The following is a 22225-nucleotide window of genomic DNA, read 5'->3' on the forward strand; positions in this document are numbered from 1 at the left end:
GAGTAAATCCAAGTTCCATCGAGTCGTGGCATGCGGTCAATAGGACCAGCTTGAGTGATGTAACGTGTTATACCTTCAGCGTTGGAGTACTCTACAAAAGCAGCAATGAGTCCAGTGTCTACGCCGTCAACGTTATCCCCTGTCATCCAACATTTACATAGCCTTTATCACCATTAACGCTTGTAGATTTTTATATTATTGTTATCTCATATATCCTTGACCTCCTTTGAATGTGTAAGAAGAACATGTCCTAATGGTAGAAGAGCCAATTATAAGCCAGTGAACTACAGGTAAGTAGCTTCACCGGCTTTTCTACTCCTCGTAGATCCCAATTATCCCCTGTACACTTGGTTGAGAAATTCATCATCTTGTTCAAAGGCATCTACGCTCGATCGGCCAATTCTTGCTTCATTGTTAGTTTCATGGTTTTCAAGCTCATAGCCCTGAGCTAAAACCAAGCAATAGTGATAGACTACCTTTTTGAGGTAGAGGTCGACTGTCTTTTACTTAAATATCTCATCGTGAGTTTTTCTCGTTTAGCTCATAAAAAATCCCTCTATAAGTAAACAGATTAATCGTCTTTCTTTTTTTCTGTCTATTATAGAGAGATCATAACATTACGATGTGCTTTCTTTTTTTAGCGTTTGCTGTTTGTACCAAGCCAGAAACGCATCAAATGGAATCGAATCCGAGAAGCTTTTAAATTTACTATAGCTTTGTCGGAAGAGAAAAATTAGACAAAAATCAAAAACAATAAAAGCAACATGCGGCGTAATAAACACGCTTTGCAAAATCAGGATTTTCGCTAAATAGTAAAACAAGAAAGCAAAAGCGAGCATCAAAGTCGTACGCATCATATTCGCTATAGCTAAGAACATGTCCCGCTTCGCCATACGATCGTGAACAATGCTATAAATCATACCGAAATTCTCGCTGCTCGTTATGTCCATATCATAGCCGTATACGTTTTTGAAGGCTTCTTTAACAGCCTCGGCTTTTTTTTGACTCATAATGACTGTAGTCGTACGACTTTGAAAAGCGATTTGGCCGCCTCCTACTTGCTTCTCACTTATAAAAAACCATTTGATCCACTTTACACGCTCGAGCATTCCTGATAACGTAGTCAGCAATTGCCCGCCAATATAGGCAACCACTACTATAACAGCAATAGTTCCCACTTGACCAGCGTCTTGCCAAACCGCAACTTCCGGATGTTGGCTTTGAATGAAAGAGATCAGCACGATTCCCGGAAAAAGAACCGCGATGAAATCATAGATCTGAAGAGGAATGTTCATGTTCGCTCCTTTTCAACTGCAGCTTGAGATAAGGGATCAAGCGACGGATTTGTCTCTGCGTACGACCCGGGAACGATCACAGCCGCAAAACGTTTGTAGCTGCCATCCTTTTGATGAATGGTCACGCCCAGCTCTTTGTTTTCAGAGATAATAATCGATACTGCTTCTTCAACTGCATAATGACGTTGATTCGCGATATCTTTGAGACTTTTAATATCTGTTTGACTCGGCTCGTAAGCGGCACTAGGATGGGAATGCCATTCACCTGCGTATCGGATCTTTCGACCGGTCTCCGTCTCTATCTGATCCAAATATGCCTGACAGTACTGATTATCTCGAACAAAGAGATCCGGACACTCTGTCGAATGTGGACCTGAGTCTGAGGCACCCGTGATATACATGATGCCGTGTTTCAGATAACCGACCAGGATGCCACCAGTTTCAGCTGGAGCAGCTGTATTCGATTGCGACAAAATGGACTCCGCCACATCGCCATATATACGAACACTGCGGATTTTCGTTCCGGCGCAAAGGCGGCATAATGAATGCGGCTTAAGCGATCGCTGATGGAGCCGAAAGGGGGAAGCTTGATCATAATCCACCCCCTCAATTTCTTCTGTTGTCCAAACCCAGTGGTTAGCTTCGCCAGGTGTTTCTTTCTGCAGCTCTTCCAGCACCAGGCGGCTTGTCAGCGAAGAGATCAGCTCGAGATCTGCAGCGCTTGCCGGACGGATCGGATTATTACACTCATTCGTTATGACCGGAAGGGCCGAATCCTCCGGAATGTCGATGAAATCTGGATGTCCTTCCGCGAAGTAATGTGCTAGGCACTCCTTACAAGCGTCGGTACCGGGAATGACCCGAAAAATCCGAGCAGCTTTTCCGCCCCTAAGAGCGCGTACATAATACATGGTCGTATTTTCACTGATCGCCAGCTCATTCATATACGCTTCGACATTATCGTCCGCTATGCTTGAAATTGCTGTCTGGCAGCCGCTCAAAACTCTCCAAGACTCGTTATCCAGCAAATAAACGCTGCAAGGCGGCCACTCCCGGGCGAATACAAATGGATTTTGTTCAGCTACCATTCCTCGTAACGCTCTCGTCTTCGGCATTGTGATCCAGCTTAGGGACGCCTGGTGGCGCACCAAGTTGTGCGCGTGAACCATGTCTTTATCAAAAAGGTTCAAGTAGCCAACACCTGCCTTGCTGAATTGAAGAACCAGTGTGGACCCAAGCGCTCCTAGTCCAAAGAACGTAATTTTCTGATCTTTCAAATCCTTACGCGAAACCCGACCACGGTTCCTGATATGGAACTTTTCCTCGGTCATGTCTTCGGTGAAAATTGCCTCGACATCATACAAATCAATACGATCGCGAAGTTCCTGGACATCCAGCGGGCCGAGATCCAAGAGGGGAGAGGCTTCACCAGTACGAACAAATCTGAAGAAAGACCATTCCAACTCACCTTTACGACTGGGATACCGAATTCCAATAAAGAAATGAGCGCTTGCCCTTTTCAAAAGTGGTTCCAGCTCTCGTAGCCACGATTCAGAGACCTTTCCAGCTTCATCTCGGAATAAATCCAAAAAGGTCTGTTTGTCGATCACAAGGTTGGGTTCGGAATTGAGTGACCACCATCTCCCTTTAATCAACGTTCCAGCTTGCAGACCTTCCTGGACAATTTTCTTCTCTGAAAACCATTCCTCAGCACTTGTCTGGAGCGTACTGTCGAGCAAATTTCGGCTTCCAAACGAGTAGCTCGATACTCCATTTTCCGCTTCACCGGCAATGCCTGCTCCATAAAAGAGGGTCCCCGAAAGGGCGGTCATCTGCTCGAAATAGAAATCACCCTTGATTATCGTCAAATCAAAAAAAGCGTCGCTGATGATAAAATTCAGATCCTTCGCATGCTTGTGAAAATGCTGAATCAGCTCAAATTCATTGGTATCGAGAGGGAATTCTCCGGTTAATGTTCCCCGACACCATTCCATGACACGGTTGATAATATCGCCGACACTTACCACTTCCGCTTGCTCGCTGTGCAGGTCATCCGTTTCTAAAATGCAGAGCATGCCTTCGACATTCTGATGGCGTGTAAAATAAATCTTCTTTTTTCGAATTGCCAGATGAAAGGCATTGGTAGAGCTTGGCGCACTCGTTACTTGGTCGACTTCCGCTTGCGTTAATGGCTCTTCTAACAAAAAGACGTGCGGCGTTTGATATGGGGTCGCGTCTGGATAAAGGATCATGATCGGAAAGAGACCGGAATGACTACCTCTCACCCGAATATTGCCGGACGAAATAAGGCGCTTATTCAGCGCCCATGCTTTTTCATCGTAATTCGAATTTTGAGAAAGCTCCGATCGTTGGTCTTTAAAGTATGCTTCGTGATCTTTCCACCACATTCTTATTGCCCTCCCATCGGCTTCCGATCTAGTTGCGTCTTCGTGTACGGGTTGATAGGTGCATTCTGGTTGGAAGTAGACTTTTCTTCCTTGAAGCCGTACGTTTTTGCCAGCTCCTTGTCCGTTTTAATGGAATAGGTTCCGTCTTCTTGAATATCAACGATGACGCATTCACGATTTTCACCAAGATGAAAGATGTTACTTTCCTCAAAATAGTTTTTGTATAGATTCATTGCGACAGTATGTGGGTGTTCGTGCTTACTTTCTGATTGCCGCGGGGCACTGACCACGAGGTAAGTAGAGTTCATTTTATCCAAGTGCGTCAGATATGGCTCGTCGTCTTCTTTTTCCATGAAGAAGGTTCTCGATCCATGGTGAACAGCGCTAAGAATTGTAGAAGGGAGTCGTTCCTTATGGTACTCGGTAATATGTTCTTTCCAGGCAACCCAGTCCGCATCACCGGTGATGAGAACCTGCTTCTCGTTCGTCCCGTACTTGAACCGGATAACGGCACAATGTTCATGAATTCGCTTGTTGACCTCATCATCCGTTCCGCTCATGATGTCATCGCTTACGTGTTCGGCTGGTGAAAGGATATCGTATTTCACATAGCCAATTTCAGCTTCTGATCGTGTTCCTCGCAGAACTGTCGTATTTTCTTCACCAACTTTTTCGATCAAGTCGGTCAGCTTCTCGTAGGTTCCAACATGATCGCCCTTCGGCTCAAATCCTGAGTGCCAAACTTCGCGAATATCGATCTCTTCCGAAATGCAGTCGAGCCCGCAAAGATGGTCTTTGTGTGGGTGCGTATTTACAAACGCATCGAGCCCATCGTCCAGCAAATCTTTCAGCAGTGGGACCAGGTCAATCCCTTCCGCTTTTCTGTCTACATTGCAGTCTATGAGCATCCATTTCCTTCCTTCAGCTGATGGAATCGAGAGCAGCGTGGCATCGCCTTGTCCTACGTATAGGAAACAAATTCGAAACGTCTTGTCGTCAGCAGGTACCAAAACATTCTTTGCTGTGTTAGTCATTTCCTATCCCTCTGTTCTTTTTGTTTTAATGAGGTTTTTCACTACAAGAAAAACTGTCTGGGTAATGGCGGAAAAACGCAAACAGATGTTCCGCACCGATTATAGCATAGTGCTTTAGGAGACAACAAGGATAATATGGAAGATTTGCCCCCTGTTCCAGATGAAAGGGTACGTGTACATATGGCCTCCCTCTGCAGCCTTATGGCTAATTAATGCTTGCAAAGAAAAATCCCAGTTGAAATGACGGGAATTTTTCTAGAATAGATGAGCAGCTCGGTTCATACATTTTCTCTTTTGTCCTAGCGATTGTATGTTTTTGAATAAAATTGATGAAATGTTCTAACTAATAGATTCATCGTCAGTATCCAGTTGGAACGAATGAAAGGAGCCAGAGCAAATAAACCAAGCTGTCATTTGTCTTGTGAAATGACTCCTCCCCTAAAAATTGATAATGAATAAAAAAGACCAGCTCATTTAGCTGGTCCTAAAATTAAATTTAGCTTTTTTCAGCCATTTCCATGCTGAATCATAGGTTTAAAGATAGGTTCTTTTGCAAGTGTAGGAATTACAAACACAAAAGCAAAGCTAACCGCCAAACAAAGTAAAACGATTGCCTTTTTCATTTTTACTCACTCCTTTAATTATTCTTTGATAGATAGCAATGATTTCAGAACTAGCCTTGTCTCTAAAAGATTCGAACAACCCTACACACATTATTATATATGATTTATTATTTGTCGAAGCAGATTTTTCCAAACATGATACTAAAAAGTCATATCCTTTAGAATATATGCTATGATTCAGGTAATAATCCGCTATTTCATAAAAAAGATAAATCATATATTCCACTATAAGATATTCAGTATACATCCCCACAGCGGTTTTCGATATAAATCTATTTAATTCAGTTTCAAACTTATGAAGTATAGGATCTACATTTTGGTTAAAACGGTTGGCAGCTTCCATGATATTTACTAAGGCAGGGAGAATCTCATCTTCATTATTTTGGATATAATCAAGATACTCTGGTAGGATTTCAAAATCCCCTGATAAAAGTTTGTTACCATAGGTGTTGGCCACAGCCCATTCCCTAAAAAGATTTTTCCAATGTAATGTCTGTTCATCATCTTCCTTTACCCAACTTAAATCAGCATAAGCATATGTGCACTGTAGTGCATTGGTATAATCCCCTCGGGCTTCGAAGACTCCTGCCATAAGAAGGCTGGAATAAGCCAGGTAAAAAAATAGCGGTCTCTTGGGTGACTTTAAGGATTCAAGGTTAATACATTTCCCATCACGTTTATGATGGTATTGGTAATGTGCCTTATTTTTTAATTTAATCACAATTTCTTCGACTTTATACCACCGTCTTAAAGAGCGATATGTATTGGCCAGATCCTTCAGAGCGTCCAATTGATCTAATTCATTTAGTCGTTCTGCAAATGGTTCAAATTGGCTGGCAGCCTGATAGTTTTGCTGCTGATTATCACCTTGCTTTATCAAAAAAATCCGATACTGACACTTTGCCAACCTTTCAGAATATTGATTTTTTTCATTCTCAGCAACGGCTTGGTAAAGAAAAACCGCCCCCTCCATCTTACCGTTTTCAAATAAATCCTCAGCTATTTCAAATAGAGAAGAAGCATAATTTATTTTATCCTTAAACCTTGTAACAACCTTTTCAAATAAATCTAAATTATCAAGTTCAACACTGTGGTACAAAATAGAACTTATTCTAGTCCAGTTAGGCTTTAAGTCAACTAAATATTCCTCGAAATATCGCTCATAAAAATGACCTTTGGGGAGTTCCATTACTGATGTGATCCTATCTAGTTCATCCATGGAAAGAGTACGGTTTCCGCTAAGAATAGCACTCACTGTACCAGGGTTCAAATGTGTTGACCTTGCGAGTTGAGCCATACTATACCCGTTCTTAATCATTAAATTTTCCAACTCTATGCGTATCGTGGTTGCATTATTCAAGATATAGCTTCCCCCTTTACGTTAACATGGTGGTGTTACCCAACGTTATAATTATTTATATTTTTTCAGGTAAATATTTTCAATCTATCATACCATCTTTTGTAATCATTATATAGTGTTGGGAAATATGAGATAACAGGTGGATTCTACTCTGAATTAGCAGAGACAGAGAAAATAATTAATTTTTTATCACTACTATTTCCTAATATAAAGCAACAGCTAATACCCATCCAATATTCAATTGCACATCACGGGTATTCTTATCTATACCATTTTGTATCAACAGTAATGGTTTATTTATTTTATCCTGACACAATGAGTTGATTAAAAATACATTCTCAGTTCGTTATTCAAGATTTCGATGGTGCCAAATAACCTTTGGTGAGTTAGGGTTGTTTCTCCAAAAAGAAACATCAATATAATTACCAGCACTCAAATTTAAAGCCTGAACGTCAACATCACTTAAATAGATTCTAAGGGGTGTATCGTTCCAGATGATGCTTATCCGCTTATTATTTGCAACCCCTTTAAAAGGTTCATAGTGTTCAACATACCAGCTACTTTCGTTTTTTTCTAATATACAGTAGTTAAATTGTATACGTTCAGTTTGAACAAGTGATACCTTCTCTACAATTTCAAAGTCATAATATTCCTGTTCATTTTTTGTAAACCTGCTAGTGAGTTTTAGCTTATCACCATGCTCAATATTTTTTTCTCTGACAATTCGCTCAGAAATAAATATCCCACTTGGTGGGTAATCCGGTACTATCCCCCCTTTTAAATTTCTTTTGAAAACGTAGATAGTTTTTTTATCATTCTCATAGGATAAAGTAAATTGATCTTCGTCGGATAGCTCAGGTGAAACTGTTGGGGGAATTCCATAGTCTTCAGTTACGAGACGAGTAGAAGATTTAATCTCATTATTCGGTAGCTTTGGACTTACAATAGATATATCCGAGTAGTTTGAGGGCCCTTCCCATACAAGCTTTGTTTTTTCCATTTGCATATAGTGAAGAAATAACTTATCGATTTGATTACGAAATCTCCAAATATCTGCAGATGATTTTATAATTTCAATTTCATTAATACTTTCTTTAAAGATAGTCCACATTTCTGTACCATCTTGAAGCAATTGCTTTAAATGTTCTTCAAGTAGGGCTTGATAATTCATGTGTATTGTCGATAATACTGCCTTTTGTAATTTCATGAAAACCAAAATTTTATCCTCATTGGTAATATTATCAGGAGACCAATAAGGGTTTTCGTTAAGATCGATAAGTTCTTTCCAGTGGATATTCATGTAATCTTCAAGCATATCATCCCAGTTTTCATTTTTCCATATTCGTTGAATATCACTCAACCCATTTTGTATATATTCTAAGTACCTAGAAAATGTACTTTTTGAAATTAACTCACTTATTTTTAATGCGGACTGATCAAAACGTTTCATTATGTTTCCCCTTTCAGTTATAAAGCCTCCTTGTAGACAAGCCACTATATCAATTATATGGTTATAATAAAAAAATAGAAATTTATACTGATTTTTTTCCTAGTCAACTTAATCCCCTATTACTTAAATCGTTAATAGACTTGTTTGTTATAAGAACCTTCGGGTTCCATAATTTCTTATTAAGTTTATATTTCACTATCAGCCAAAAAAACCTCTAAAAATGTGACATGGTTTTATCGTCATATCTTTAGAGGCGTTTAATATGAATTCTAGTTAAAGCTTTCGTGTCAAAACAAAATTATAAAATCAGTTAAGTTAAGTTAACTTAACCCAGCAAATCCTTTATCTAAGTAGGTCAGGAGTTTATCAAAAGAATCATTCCGATCAATCCATGAATAATATTGTTTGATAAGACCTTCTGAGTCATATGGCAATTTAGTTTTATCCTCGGGCAAGGATAGCTCAGATGATATTAAGGGTAGATATTCTTTACACACTGTATTAAGCCAACCATACAAAAATGTGTACCCAAGAATATTCTGTTCAATCCCGATGGCACACAATTGAAGCAAGTCTGGAATATCCATCGCCATAATTTCTCCATCTTCTTGGTACCAGCCACCTAACCCTCCATCTTCTAAACTATAATTCATATTCGCAAGCTGAACAGCTGCTTTTTGTGCTGGAGTTAGTACTTTTAACCATTCAGCTCGAATGTACATGTATGGATAGAGATCACGCTGAAAAATATCCATTTTATTATTAGCATCAAAAAGTAATCTATCATGAATTGTGTTTATTCTTACACTATGAATATTATTACGGTCCATAAAAATAATAATGTCTGAGTATGGAGTAATCTTCTTATCCATACTGATAATGTCTTTGATGCTGGAAGTAAGAAAGGTAAATATGACACACTTACTATTATTGCTTTTAAGATATCTAATCAATGATTCAACGTTATTTCTCTGTTCGTCAATGACAATAAAATCGGCTTGGCCGCTTTTACTAAGTCGGTCTTTATTATCATTTGTTAACTCGCAGTCATGCCCATTAGTATAATACTCGAAACATTCATTATTATTTTTTAAACGGATTAGCTCATTGAGGAAATTTGTTTTACCCGAACCTATACTTCCATGTATAAGGATCTTTCCCTCCCCATCCAATTTTTCTAGTATATCTTTGGCATTCTTTGCTGATAATCCCCACTTTATCAAGCGTAAGATTTTGGCTTCGTCACTGAGAATATTTTTTGCCATTATACGAATTCCCCTTTTGAATTTTCATGTTTAAACATATTCTTAGTTAATTCAATTGATATTCAATAAGTTAATAGCTTATTATTTAAAAAAAGCGCCTATATATGACACCAGTAAAAAACAGACACTCCCAGATAAGCTGAAGGACTTGACATACCAATTGTAACTTAAGTAAATATAATTCGAGAAAGACTTAACCTTCCCCTAGTTTATTATTAACTCGTCGGTTCTTTTTGTATTAACTCGATTGGTGTTCCATTAAGAGAGCAACAACATGTTATTATGCCAACATCTGCACCTTTTGAGAGAGTATTTTCTTTCTGTCCACCTACCTTCCAAAGCTGCCTACTTGATCAACGATTCGTTCAATGACGCCACATTATATTATTGTTCCGTTGGACAATTGTTTATTTATACAAGTATACTTATGATATGTTGAAAGGTAGTGGATTGAATGAATCATAAAATGGTGGGTTGTTGTACCATAATAGCTATTACAATTGTTCAGTTTTTCTATTTGATTTGGGATATCATTCTTTTAAGTCCCCGAGCTATCTTGATCACTGGAGTGGGTCTCCTCATAGAACTAATTATCATTCGCTTTTTCTTTATTGATCAAGCAAATGAACTATACGATAGAGTTAAGGAAAATTTCTTTTCTAAATAAACATAAATGCCATCATATTGGAGCTCTCCTGGTTCCTTATACTTAAAGTTATTACGGCAATTGGTTAATCTCCAAATAAAGACTTAGTATACTTTTGAAATGATAAATAAACTCCGGATTTAAGCTCTTTCCCCTTCTGTAGAATCCATTCGATAGGTAACAGGTCATAATTTCGCGAATCATCGACAGTTAGAAAACATGAATGAGCAACCGTAGGCCGTTTGACTAACTCCATTACAAAAGCATATAAAAATAGATTCCCTAGCATTTTCCCACCTTTTAAATTGGATGAATGTATGAAAACAATTTTACTTGAATTAATTGCATCGGGAACTCTAAATGTAGAAGTACTGTTTAGGATCTTAGACAATTGTCTATTACTTAAAATCTCCTCAAGGAGTCTAATTAATTCTACATTCGTCGTTTCATGTCTGGAAATCACAATTTGCTGACTTTCATACTGATGACCTATTGGATAAATCGAGGGAACAATGACCCCATCGTGCTCGTGGTGAAGGTAAGAAAAGATGTAATTGTTAAAGTAATCTATAATGGAGCTCCACTCAGGATTTTTATCCATGTCCTTAATTTCCTGTAATTGAATAACTACATTAGCTAGGTATCGACAATCTTTATATAGATGAAGTAAGTGAGTGAAATTAACATTCTCTTGGAAAAAAGCCTTTGCCAATCTTATCATCCATACACAATCCCGTTCTATAATGCTTTTAAGGTTCTCGTCAACTGATAAACTCCTTGCTAATGCCTTCGAAACGGTATGTGGAGCATGTTCTTCTAAAAGTGGATTCCAGCCTGATTCAAATTGTGGATTACAAGAACTTAAAATGACCACTTGAGTTGGTGAGATTGCAAGTCCATTCATTTGTTTCTCAGCATTCCTAAGTAAAGTACCCTTCTCCTCCAAAACCACTAAAGAACGTTCCTCACCACGCGCAATTCTAATCAAGTCATCAGTAATCCTTCTTAATAAGTGACTGGGAGATTTACCAGTCTCCTTACATAAAAATGCTTCAGAAAAAAAGCGGTCAATGTCGGTAAATAAACTGGGTTCTGTGCTTACATGCTTCTTAAATCTAACATCCTTTGCTTTTTTGAATATTTTATTTCCAAAGAGTCTGAACATGAAAGCCTCTCCTTTATCATTTTGGGTAAAATACAAATAAGCACCTCAAAGAAACCGTTATGGCTTCTTTGAGGTGCTTCCTCATTAAACTAATATATATTCCCATTATTTAATATAGAATGATATACGTCAAGTAACCGAGTGGGAGAAGTTAAGATTTCAAAAGACAATGTGTATTAGTAACTAAAAAAGAGCAATATCAAAAAAAATTTAAGGAAAAGATCGCAATGCGTTAAGTCAATGATCTCAGTAGTTATAGTCATGATATTATGAACGTATTTGCCAGTAGACGTCTCTACCAATGAAAGAGAAATAGCTATGGCAGTTTCTAATAACTAAGTATTTTTTAACTTTAGTTGAACTAAGCACCTATGAATTCCATAAAAGTACCTAGTTCATATATGTGTTTAATTTGATGATAGATCCGAAAAGTAATATATAATATAAGAAATCATATGGTCCACCCTTATCTCAGTAACGAGGTTTTGGTAAAAGATACAACAACTTATCAAGTTGATATTTATGTTCATATTTTTTTATAACATCTTGAAATATTGAAGCTACTTCATAAAAAGGTGAAATTGACTCATTTTCTTTTAATGTTGCAAGTTCGAATAGAATGAAGCCTTTCTCTTTATTCATATTTTCGTCAACAAAATACAAGGCACTTCTTAATGCATCATTTTGTTTAGTTAATTGCTTACTCAATTTATAGAAATTCGAAGCTAGCCAATAGGTCTTATAATTTGTATGCGGTGATACCTTGTTTTTCATTCCCATACACCAATCTAGTAGTGGTTCAATATTATCTAGTCTTTTTTCTTCAATTAATTGTTCTATCCATAAATGAAGATATTCTATCTGAAATGATTCTTTATCTACAATAGTAAGATAATTAACTTCGAAAAAATCACGTATCTCAGAGTATTTAAAACGATCTATCTTATAAAGTATATAAAAGCATTTGTACATATTATTTATCGAATCGCTGTCTTTTATTTTTTGGTAGAAGGACAGGGATTCTGAAATATAGCTATATGCTCGGTCTTTATCTTCTTTAATTAAATATAAAACTCCTAAAGTAAATTTGATTTCCGTCAGATAATATAGATTTTCTTGTGATATTTTTTCAGCGTTATGAGCATGAAAAATAGCTATGTCTGTGTACCCAACAAAACTATACAATAGAGCCATATTTAAATATGTATTGTACCGCTGCTCTTCAGACAAGTTTTTATCAAAACGCACATCAGCACGTTTTGTAAACTTCAATGCTACAATAATTTCATTCTGATTAAATGCCCTACATGCTAATGCATTTAGTGAGCGAACCCTGTAATGATTCAGGAGTGAGTGATTTCCAGATAAATTAATTATTTTTTTGTAAATAGCTTTAGCTTCCTTGTATAATCCACTCGAAGAATAAATCTCTGCTTGAGTAAACAATAATGCGGGGTGGACCCATTTTTGTTCTCTAGAACTTAATGTGATTTTGATCTTTTCTGTTAATTTTTTAGCTTCATTTAACAGCCCTGCAGTTACAAATTGTAGGGCTAATTCGAGATCCGAAGTATACTTTTCAATAGGTGGTTTTAATAGTGCATCATCATTCAAGATATTAGCCACAGGTATATTTAATGATTCTGCTATAGAGTTTATCTCATCATAATAGTCTTTATGTATCTTTCCTTTTTCTATAGAGGATATTTTTCCAACAGAGATATTAACGTTTTTTGATAAGTTGGCTATACTTACTTTAGCATTTTGGCGTGCCTTTCTTAGATTGATCCCAACTTTAACGGGATCAAAATCTTGAAAATTATACATTTTCTTTTCCACATGAGTTCCCCTCTTATAAAGAAATCAAATAGGGACTTCCGTCCTATTGTGAGATAATTATAAACTAAAAATTCACATTAAAGAAGGAGGCTAACAAAATAGCGGAACTATAACAAAGAACTAATTTGTATATTTAAACAATCATAATATTCATTGGTTTTAATTACCTTTCCGATATATTTTTAACCTATATAATCTGAAGAGTTGAAATAATGATCCGGGAGTAATTATCGGAGTGTTCCCTACTGCAAGATAAGCAATAAGAAGGTGAAGGCAGGCAGAGAACATCTCTCATCTCTCGTATAAATGTCAACATGCGAGGAATATCATGAGAGGGAAAGCATGCCGTTACAAAAAACAACAAATTGTCCTGGCGTAGGTCCACCTTATCCACTTAAAAAGCTGCATGCGGCTTGACCTAGGGGTCTTCCTTGTAGCTGAATACTGAGTAATGGACGAACACTCTAATATCCTAGATTTAAATGAATTGTTTTTTGTCTTCATTGTTTCACACCAAGGAAAGATTTTGCGTATGTGATTTAGAAAGAAGCACTTTCTGGTTGTCTAATAGTCCCCCTCCCAACTAAGATTTGGCTTTGTCTTCTGGTACATAGAATATCCCTGAATTTTATCACTCTACTCCATTGAGGGTACAGGGATTCAGTCTAGCCAACTTGTGTAAATTCTATTTGGTGTACTGCCTTTTTCTTGATTATTTCGCATTATAGACATAGCCGCTTCACCTGCAAAGTATGAGGTATATTTTTGAGCAGGATGTCGATACCCTAGTCGATGAAGCCATGCATGCCAAAGAGAACCAGATAAAAATACTGTGGATACTGTTGTAAAATCTAATGCTTTTGGATTTATCGTTACTGACAAGGAGTTTACTTCTGGGTTTGATGCATTTTTTCCTTTAACCGTTGAGGTTTTCAGCGGAGATTCTAGGTACATGATATACGTTTTAACTTTGCCAAATCCATTTGCAGCTACTGCAGTTGTGAATGCGTCCATTGATACACTGGCTGCAGCAGAACCATTTGCTATCTTCTCTTCAAACCAAACTGGAGCTAAATTAAATCGTGCGTACTTATTACAACTGATTTGGTACCTTGACCTTACTGCTCCACTATTTAATTCCTCGAAGTGATTGTTCCAGTTATTAAGGACAACAGAGATCATCTGTCTTATTCGAATCACCTGAGTCGTAGTAAACTGCGTATCCACGTAAAAAAACATAGTTTCCGGCAGCGCTTCGCTTACAGGTGTAACTGGCACACTAACTTGAATTTTTTTATACATCGCTATATTGATCACCTTCAACCTTTTCAGTTTGCCTATTGTTTAGTATATGTTTGCCAATCTTCCGATGGAACACAAATGGATTGTTTAGTAAGCACAAAAGGTTGTCTGAAGGGTAATTATCTAAATCAATAAAAAACAGCGACAGTCTTATTTTCTCGTCTGTCGCTGTTTTTATGGGGGCAGTCTTTATATCTTATTTGCCTTAAACACTTAAAATAACTGAGCTGATGAGTGAGTCATTAATACTTAAAGCTAAGATTGAGCGGATTATTCTACAGTTCTGAGTTGTTCTAATTGTAGATGAACTAGCTCCTGCATTCGTTTTTGAGACAGCCCCAAATCTTCCAAAGCTTGAGAGTTTGCAAAGGGATGAATCTTTTTACCTATTGTTTTTTTGTAGTAATTCAGTGTAAACTTTACCCTTTTCCGCGCTGAAATACTACTACTTACACTTGCTCTACAGAACAAGCTTAACTCCGCAAGTGCTGAAGCCGTCTCTGTTCTAGAAAGTTTTGTCCAAATGATATAGTTTTGTCTATCTTGGATGCCTGATTGAAGGACCAGTTCTGCGACTTTAGGAAATTTCGAAAGATCAATAGTATAATTCATGATAACTTTTCCCCTTCCATCTTCAGAAACATACGTTGAACCATGTATCCGAAGTAATAGATAAGAAAATCCTAATCTTGGAGTCGGATTGTTCTCTTTCTTTCTCATTATGTTTGAGTCATTATCAATTATCAATTTTCTACAGGAATATTTATTTATCCTCTCGATAAGGATTCGTTTGAGAGATGTAATTCACCACATTTTCTATTTCTTCATCTGATACATAAGCCGAAACAAGTCGCTGCCTTGGCCCATCTTTAGGTTTAAAGATCATGTCTCCTTTTCCAAGTAAATCTTCTGCACCAGACTCGTCTAAAATAACCATAGAATCATTCGTAGCTGCTACAGCAAACGCTAAACGTACAGGTAAATTAGCTTTTATATTCGGAGATAAAAATTGCTTTGTTGGCCTTTGGGTAGCTATTACCATATGAATACCTGCAGCTCGGGCTAGTTGAGATAAACGTTGAATTTGTATCTCTACGTCTGCAGCAGCAGTCATCATAAGATCTGCAAGCTCATCTATAATAAGCACAATATACGGAAGTTTTGATGCTTTCGGATTTTTTTGTGTAATTTGCTCATTATACGATTGAATATTTCGAACACCCAATTCAGCAAAAAGATCATATCGTTTATCCATTTCATTGGTTAAAGATTTAAGTGCCATAATTGCCCTTTGAGGATCAATTATTATCGGACAGAACAAATGCGGAAGTTTAGAATATACCGACAGCTCTACCTTCTTTGGATCAATCATAACAAATCTCAATTCGCTAGGCTTCAAACCATAAAGCAAACTGATTATAAGTGCATTGAGGAACACAGATTTACCCGCGCCGGTTTCACCTGCTATTAGTAAATGGGGCATCTTCGCTAAATCAGCAAAAATCGGATTTCCAACCATATCAACACCAATGGGGAAAAGGAGAGCACTCCGTTTCACGAGAAAATCTCTATTATCTAACATTCCTCTTAAATTTACGATATACGGGTTTTTGTTAGGTACCTCAATACCAACGTGATTCGAACCTGGTATGGGTGAATATAGTGTGATTCTTTCGGCCTGAAGAGCTGCCTGGAAATTATCCTTATAACGTCGATAATTCGAAATATTAATCTTTAACGTCTCTGGGAGCATTTCATAACGAACAACTTTAGGGCCATGAGAGACTTTTTTTACTTTTGCAGGCATCTTAATCATCGCAGTAGCAGTTTCAATCCATTCGATCTCCTGACGATTGTTCTCTTCTGATTTATGTTGTTCTTGAAACCGTAGTAATGATGTAGGCAATTGAAGTACTCTCGGTTCGGGAGACTTGAATTCGATGCCAGCATTGTCTTTCATAACAATTGCCGCATCAAAGTAATCGTTAGCATTTTTCCTTTTGAATCCTTTTTTTACTGGGGTTTCACCTTTATTAAGTAATTGCTGAACATCATCTTTTGTTATCTCCACACCGAGAATCACTTTACTAATCGTGAAATCACAACCAGTATACTTGTATCCGCTGCAACCATAAAATCTACCTTTATCTACGACTAAAGCTGCCTGACACTTTGGACAATAGCCGAGATCATGCATATTCATAGCTTTGCGTGACTGCATCGGCGACCGATTGTTCTGCTTAGATGCTTCCCCACTAGTTTTTGTATAATTAACAAGTCGAGTTTGGGAAGCAGTGTAACCGAGACCTTCTTTATTGCTCTTCAAAACCGTAGGTTTATTTTCATCTTGAGCTAGCTGCTGCATCTCAGGAGTTGTATGATCAGATGAAGATATAGGTTGATTATAAACTTCCTCTATTAGACTTGTAGCCTGTGTATTTACCTCAGGAGATAATTTTGTCTCTTCACTCCGTACTGTATACGATGAATTTTGCTGCACTTGCTGTTGAACCGAGTCCGCTGATACACGCGGAAATCGTTTTTGTAACTCTATAAGATCAATAAGTACTTTTCGTGGTGAGTATCCTAAGTAAGGACCGATAACGCCATCCTGTTCCATCCGGTCAATGAGTCCTGCACATTCTGTATAACCAAGGGCTAATCGTCTCTGTAAGAAAGAAACACTAACCTGCCTTGATTGTACAACCTCTGAGACGGCTTTAAAGTATAACTCATCCCCTAAATTAATCAACTCATTATTAGTACTTTGAGCCTGAGCATAAGTATGGTGTAAATGCTGTGTGCCAATTACGGAAGCAGAAACCTTACTTTGTAATCCTGCGATTTCAGTCGAAGGCTGAGATAAGTCTTCTTTAGTTGAATCAGTTGTTGTCTGAGGACCTTCTCTCCTCATCGAATTTCGTGAATTGGATACACTAAGGGTTTCAGCAATTGATGCTGATGGTGAAGCAACAGAAGAAGACATTCGTTGCACTGAAACATATCCCTCTTGAACCAAGTTCAAGGTTAAAGCTTTTACCTCTTCGATAAATTGATTGTAATTTACTTTGCCCTGTCCTATTTCACGAAGCTTTTTCTCCCATTGGCCAGTCATTTCTGCACTTGCAAGAATTGATTTACCGATCGCTTGGATGAGTGTTCTACCTTTTGAAGTTGAGTAAACCAAATTCCTTCTTATTTCAATGTACTTTTGTTGCTTGAGTTTACCTATCATCCCCGAACGTGTAGCTTCAGTGCCCAAACCATCAATGCCTTGAAGTATTTTTTCCAACTCTTGATTTTCAAGACTCTTTCCGGCATTTTTCATTAAAGTAATCAGATCACCTTCAGTGTAACGTTTAGGAGGTTGCGTCTTACCCTCCTTAGAAATAACCTCAGTAGCTATACCTTGTTCCCCTATCACAAGAGGAGGTAGATTTTGCTCATCTGCATCAATTGTCTCCTTTTCTTCTATTTGTCCTCCTGGATAAAGTACTTTACGCCACCCTTCCTGAACTATGATTTTCCCTTTAGAAATGAAGGAAAACTTAGCATCTACATATGTGATAATTTCTTTGTAATCAAAAATTGCATTTTCATAATGAGCCGCAATTAATGAACGTGCAATTAACCCGTAGATATGTCGCTCACGATCATCTAAATCAGAAAGTTGGGGGACGTTTTCTGTTGGAATAATGGCATAGTGATCAGAAACTTTTTCCGGATTTACGTACCTTCTATTTCCAATCAATGTACTAATGGGGGCAGGTAGTAGATCAGAAAATTCATGTACATTTTTTAACTTATTAAGAATTAACGGAAATATAGCTGCTTCATTTTCTGTGATATATTGTGAGTCAGATCTCGGGTAGCTCACAATCCCACGCTCGTAGAGTCCCTGAACGATATCCAACACTTCTTGAGTTGAGTAACGATACTTTTTATTTGCTAAAGTTTGCAATGATGAAAGATTATGTAGCAAAGGTGGTTTAAACTGCTTCTGATCTTCTTTAACATCACGTATAACTGCAGGTTTACCCTCACAAGCATGCTTCAAATCTAAAGAAAGTTTCTGTACAGGTAAATTCGTCAATGAATCTTTATACCACTGACCACGGTATTTCTTTCCGTTCACCTCAAACTCAGCGAAAACTTGCCAAAATGGCTTTGAAACAAATTTTTCAATTCCAAGTTCTCTTTCAACGATTAATTCGAGCAACGGAGTTTGTACACGTCCTGTGGAAAAGATACCATCCTCTTTAGCACCTTTTTTTTGAAGCATTAATGTATACAAGCGAGACGTATTCATACCAACTAGCCAATCTGCGCACTGTCTACTGTATGCCTCGTAGTAAAGATTCCTCTTTGCAGCCTCAGGGAGTAAGTTTTGAAAGGCTTGCTCAACAGCACTTTTGGTAAGAGAGGAAGTCCATAAACGTTTTATAGGTTTCTTATTCCCTACTTGCCTTAAAATAAGTCTAGCTATAAGTTCACCTTCTCTACCAGGATCGGTAGCTATTATGACTTCGGTCACCTTTGAATCATTTACAAACTTTTTAATAATACTGTAAAGCCCAGACTTAGCACGGTCGATTTTATATTTAAATGTCGAAGGGACTATGGGTAGATCTTGAATGTCCCATTTTTTATATTTTGGATCATATTCATCGGGCTCAGCTAAAGAAATCAGGTGTCCAGAAGCCCAAACAAGAAATCCTCCTTTAGGAAAGGTTTCACTTGGTAGTAGTTCAATGTATCCGTGAGCTTTTTTATGAGGAAAAGGTTTCGCCAATTCTTCAGCTTGAATTTTTTTCTCCGCAAGGACGACTTTCATGTTTATACCTCCTTTTGATAAAAAACAAATGCAAAAAAAAGCACAACTATCCCATTAAAGTGGGAAAGAGTGCTTCTCTTTTGTATGTTTTATGATATTTAATACTATTATAGCAAAAATCTGATACCGTGTACCATTTGAGTTATCTAAATAAAGGACAGATATACATCCACTAAAATTATGTTATTTCAGAAGATTAAAAAACGTATACTCATCTTCTGAGATGATGCCGAAATCAAAGTAAAATTGCAGTCGTTCTTTATCAATTTTATTTGGAGCTTGACTCCAGATTAGAAGTAACAAATCAACTTGTTTACTATCTATAATCATGATATAAGTTCCATTTTGGTTGTATTCATATGAGCGCAATTCAAATACTTCACGAGTCATTTCCTCGGGGTCTCTATTTTCAAACAGTTCATAATAGCAGTTATTCTCCCAGTAGAAGACAACCCCAAACAAGCTAATGGGGTATTTAATTGATTGAGTCATGTATATTTCACCTTCTTCACTCCACATCTCATATACTCTCTTCGTTAAGCCTCTCATAGTCCATAGAGTCTAAAAGGAAGATAATTAAATCTTTTTGAGCACAAGGAGGTTCTTTCATTTTATTTGCATACCGTACTGCTGGGGTAACATGTTTACGTATAAGCGAATTTAGATCAGCTCCATAGAAAGTAAATTCAGCGTGGCCCTTAAGTCTATCAGCAAACAATTTTCCATATGTTCCGGTATCTACTTCTAACAGAGATAGTAGTATAGCTTGAATATTGCTTTCTTTGCTAAGGAAATAAAACATGTGTGGCTTTATTTTAAAGAGCCTGCGTAGATATTGACGTATTTCACCATGCTGTAAAAGACCACGATTATTGTAGCCCTCGAACATAAGCGTGATGGAACTACGTGCTTTTGTTTTTTTCTTTTCCGCTCGCTCAATAATATTTAGATGTTTTTGGATCTGTCCAAGCTCAAGCTCTTCTCTCTTTACGCTTATTGATATCTTCGTTTTCTCTGAGTCAACTAATTCAACGAAATCTTTTTTTGTCTTTGTACAAGACATCATAATTTGTTCAATGAATTCTTCTCTATTCATAAAAAACACCTTTCTATTTGAGAGTTAAAAGAATGATAAAACTCGTTAGATATAGATTTCTTGCCTTTTTAGTTTGGCTATGCTACTTATTCGATTAGATAATTTTCACGCTCACTAAAAAGGATGAATGGAATCTACCATCATCCTCCACAAGGTTCAAAGAAAAAAGCAATATATATACAATTAGGTTTGGAGTCGACTTCTTGTCGAAGAGGTAATCTAATCTGTACGTCCTTTTTATCCAATGTTTCTTGGATGTACTACATCATACGAGGGTTCATCATAGAATATTGATACTTTTTATATAATAAACGAAAAGGTTTTTTTCGAGAAACAAAACCATTATATTCTGAGGCAACTATTTATCTTTTGTTGGAAACAGACGGAGCAAACTACGTGTGTATTGCTGGAGGTTTCGTATATAATTAAGAGCAGCCTCACCTTCTTTAGAGATCATAAGTACTCCGATATCTGTAAGACGATAAATATAATGATGTCTTCGTATGGAATTCCATTTACCCTCAACCCATCCATTACTGATATCTTCCATTTCATGAGCAAGATCATATATGTACCCTTCTCCACATTGCCAGTTATATCGCTTTTCCATTAATTCATAAATGTTCACTACTGTCCCTAACTTATGTTCAAGATCATTCAAAATCAGTAGAAACAGATAGCGGGCCAGATGTCGTACACTGATGAGACGGTTGAAATGTTTCAATACACCTTCATCCCAAATAGGCTGTTCTCTACTTCCGGAACCAGTAATAATATATGCGAAGTAATCTGCAGCTCCCTTCAGACGTTGCAATAAATTCAAGTATGTATTTATGAATTGCTCATGTTTTTTTATTCCAGAAGTAGTAATAGTCATGATACGTCTCTTCCCTCTAGTCTCGATACAAGATATCCATCCTCTTAAATCCATATCTTGGACAGCTTGATAGATATAAGACTTAGATTTCAAATTGACTGATTCATTTATAACTGAGTCAAATAATTCTTTTATATATTTTGGACCATTTTGAAGTTCACGAAAAACAATTAAATAAATAACGTCTTTCGCACTAAGGCCGATTTTAGTGGGTATCAAGGGAGTCAAGGTTTTTTCCAAGACAACTCCTCCTACTTTACTTAAATTCTTTTTTCTTCTGACACTGTTTATGAGTTCACAAATCAAGAATTTTTTAACAAGGATCTTTTTTAAGTATTACTTTTTTTACACACTCACTGAGACAATTGAGCCAACTCTTTGAAGAATAAGTAATCCTTCTTCTATACTATCAATAAAATACTTTCTATCATCCAATACCACTACATCATGCTGGTTCAATTTAACTTCACTTTTAAAATAAATGAAGTTGTCTACTCTTGGAAGAGCCCCCTTATAGTAAAACATTTCATCCTCTCCTTTTTAAGTATATCATTTATAATCTAAGTCCATTCAGCGGCAATAACATACTCACACATTTCAGAATAGTGGATCTCAACCTCTCAACTGTAATATAGGTTTCTTTGCTTAGTTGCATTGGACTACAGCCGAGAACAATTCCTCTTCGCAGTGTGGGTATTTCTTCATTGTCATGCTCCTTGTCACCATACCTTCGTTTACAAACACTTTCGCTTTCAATGAAATCCCCTCCGATGAAAATAAATAATTTCATCTACTCCCCCAATCTTTGCCCTACTCTTTTTTTAAACTTAATGTACATAATATTTTAAATATTTAAGAAGTTATATAATCTTTTAATTTTAGCATAGACTAATCTTTAAGGACATAGAGGCTTATAACCTAACAGAGTTTTTAAATATAGGTAAATGAAGAATGATTGCTTAGTAGCTAGATACATCACATTATGTACTTTATATGTCCGTAGAATGAGGTGTTTGAAAACTTGTATATAC

15 protein-coding genes are annotated in these 22225 nt (G+C 37.1%); all 15 read right to left on the reverse strand.

Going from position 1 to position 22225, the window contains the following annotated elements:
* Positions 1-617 precede the first annotated feature (617 nt).
* The 15 genes from PPM_RS26730 to PPM_RS26810 all read right to left on the reverse strand — a co-directional run bounded on the left by PPM_RS26730 (position 618) and on the right by PPM_RS26810 (position 21719).
* On the reverse strand, positions 618-1295 hold the full coding sequence (locus PPM_RS26730; RefSeq protein WP_014600108.1) for a hypothetical protein: 678 nt from the start codon (positions 1293-1295) through the stop codon (positions 618-620).
* The gene (locus tag PPM_RS28090; protein ID WP_231860501.1) at positions 1292-3580 is read right to left on the reverse strand and encodes a ThiF family adenylyltransferase; all 2289 of its coding nucleotides are present in this window, start codon (positions 3578-3580) and stop codon (positions 1292-1294) included. The genes PPM_RS26730 and PPM_RS28090 overlap by 4 nt, the downstream gene beginning before the upstream one ends.
* Before the next feature lie 125 nt (positions 3581-3705).
* Complete coding sequence (locus PPM_RS26740; RefSeq protein ID WP_014600110.1) at positions 3706-4737, reverse strand: ComEC/Rec2 family competence protein; 1032 nt, start codon at positions 4735-4737, stop codon at positions 3706-3708.
* Between the two features lie 585 nt (positions 4738-5322).
* Complete coding sequence (locus PPM_RS26745) at positions 5323-6720, reverse strand: helix-turn-helix domain-containing protein (protein ID WP_014600111.1); 1398 nt, start codon at positions 6718-6720, stop codon at positions 5323-5325.
* Positions 6721-7066: 346 nt separating this feature from the next.
* Positions 7067-8170: a hypothetical protein gene (locus tag PPM_RS26750; RefSeq protein WP_014600112.1), complete on the reverse strand. Its 1104-nt coding sequence runs from the start codon at positions 8168-8170 to the stop codon at positions 7067-7069.
* Positions 8171-8490: 320 nt separating this feature from the next.
* Entirely contained in the window at positions 8491-9435 is a 945-nt protein-coding gene (locus tag PPM_RS26755; RefSeq protein ID WP_014600113.1) for an ATP-binding protein, read from the reverse strand.
* Positions 9436-10166: 731 nt separating this feature from the next.
* Positions 10167-11246, reverse strand: a complete 1080-nt coding sequence (locus tag PPM_RS26765; protein WP_014600114.1) for a hypothetical protein — start codon at positions 11244-11246, stop codon at positions 10167-10169.
* 471 nt (positions 11247-11717) lie between these two features.
* Positions 11718-13085: a helix-turn-helix domain-containing protein gene (locus tag PPM_RS26770; RefSeq protein WP_014600115.1), complete on the reverse strand. Its 1368-nt coding sequence runs from the start codon at positions 13083-13085 to the stop codon at positions 11718-11720.
* A gap of 660 nt (positions 13086-13745) precedes the next feature.
* Positions 13746-14387, reverse strand: a complete 642-nt coding sequence (locus PPM_RS26775) for a hypothetical protein (protein ID WP_014600116.1) — start codon at positions 14385-14387, stop codon at positions 13746-13748.
* Positions 14388-14657: 270 nt separating this feature from the next.
* Positions 14658-14999, reverse strand: coding sequence for a hypothetical protein (locus tag PPM_RS26780; protein WP_014600117.1), 342 nt, complete (start codon positions 14997-14999; stop codon positions 14658-14660).
* Between the two features lie 151 nt (positions 15000-15150).
* Positions 15151-19221 carry a DNA topoisomerase 3 gene (locus tag PPM_RS28095; protein ID WP_014600118.1) on the reverse strand — a complete coding sequence of 1357 codons (4071 nt, stop codon included), beginning with the start codon at positions 19219-19221 and terminating at the stop codon, positions 15151-15153.
* 183 nt (positions 19222-19404) lie between these two features.
* Positions 19405-19740 (reverse strand): hypothetical protein, encoded by a 336-nt coding sequence (locus PPM_RS26795; protein ID WP_025675185.1) that lies wholly within the window; start codon positions 19738-19740, stop codon positions 19405-19407.
* Between the two features lies 1 nt (position 19741).
* A complete protein-coding gene (locus tag PPM_RS26800; RefSeq protein ID WP_014600120.1) occupies positions 19742-20317 on the reverse strand; it encodes a hypothetical protein in 576 nt (191 codons plus the stop codon).
* A 358-nt stretch (positions 20318-20675) separates the two neighbouring features.
* On the reverse strand, positions 20676-21434 hold the full coding sequence (locus PPM_RS26805; RefSeq protein ID WP_014600121.1) for a helix-turn-helix transcriptional regulator: 759 nt from the start codon (positions 21432-21434) through the stop codon (positions 20676-20678).
* Between the two features lie 105 nt (positions 21435-21539).
* A complete protein-coding gene (locus PPM_RS26810; protein WP_014600122.1) occupies positions 21540-21719 on the reverse strand; it encodes a hypothetical protein in 180 nt (59 codons plus the stop codon).
* Positions 21720-22225 lie beyond the last annotated feature (506 nt).

Source organism: Paenibacillus polymyxa M1 (assembly GCF_000237325.1).
GTDB lineage: Bacteria > Bacillota > Bacilli > Paenibacillales > Paenibacillaceae > Paenibacillus > Paenibacillus polymyxa_C.